Below are 881 nucleotides of genomic sequence, written 5' to 3'. Positions count from 1 at the left end.
TTTTTTTTCATTTGGTAAATTTCTTAATATTTATAGCTAAAGTAATTTAAAAGTCCGTGAAGGGTGTCATGCCAGTGCTTGACACTGGCATCCAGTTTTCCATATAATCTCATCAAAAATGTTTATTTTCTAGCTACTTTTATACTTATCAACCCAGTATGCTTACTTACAATTAAAATTTCTGGATCCCAGTGTCTGGGCACTGGGATGACAGCTAGCCTGACAACCGTCATCCCGCTACGTGTTAGCGGCTGAGAGATACCGCGAATGAATCGCGGTATGACGGTTCGCGGCAGTATGACGTAGAGCTCACGTTAGCTATACTTTTATGCTTACAAACTTAATAAAATTCCTGGATCCCAGTGGGCTTTGTTGCATCGCTACTTATGAAAGGCTAACTATAATTAGGATTATAAGCAACTTATTGAAAATCTTGTTTTTTTTGCAATCAATCTGATCAAATTTAAGAATAGTAACTTGTTATTTATATTAATAAATTTAATTCTATTGAAAATAGCTAAAGCATTGAAATTCTTGAATTTTAGCCGGATTAGTGAGTGGTAGTGAAATTTCTTTTACTCAAATTTAGGTATTCACTGACCGTTCTTGTTATAAATACCAGAATAATAAGCTACTGATATTCTCCACCTTTTTTATCTTTAATCCATCATAGCTAGCGATGCAACAAAGCCATCCCAGTGTCAGGGCACTTGGATGACAAAGGAGAGCTACTCGGATGATACCTTTTTTCTACTTAGTTTGGATTATGCAAGAAGTCTATTATAATCAGGCTTTAAGTGTGCGGAAGTAATTTTTTGCGTTAGAGTAAAAAATTTTTTCTATAGCTAATCAAAGTGGGATCAAGAGAAACTTATCACTTT

It is taken from the genome of Wolbachia endosymbiont of Drosophila incompta, assembly GCF_001758565.1.
Classification (GTDB): domain Bacteria; phylum Pseudomonadota; class Alphaproteobacteria; order Rickettsiales; family Anaplasmataceae; genus Wolbachia; species Wolbachia pipientis.
Note: the sequence above shows the minus strand (reverse complement) of the source record.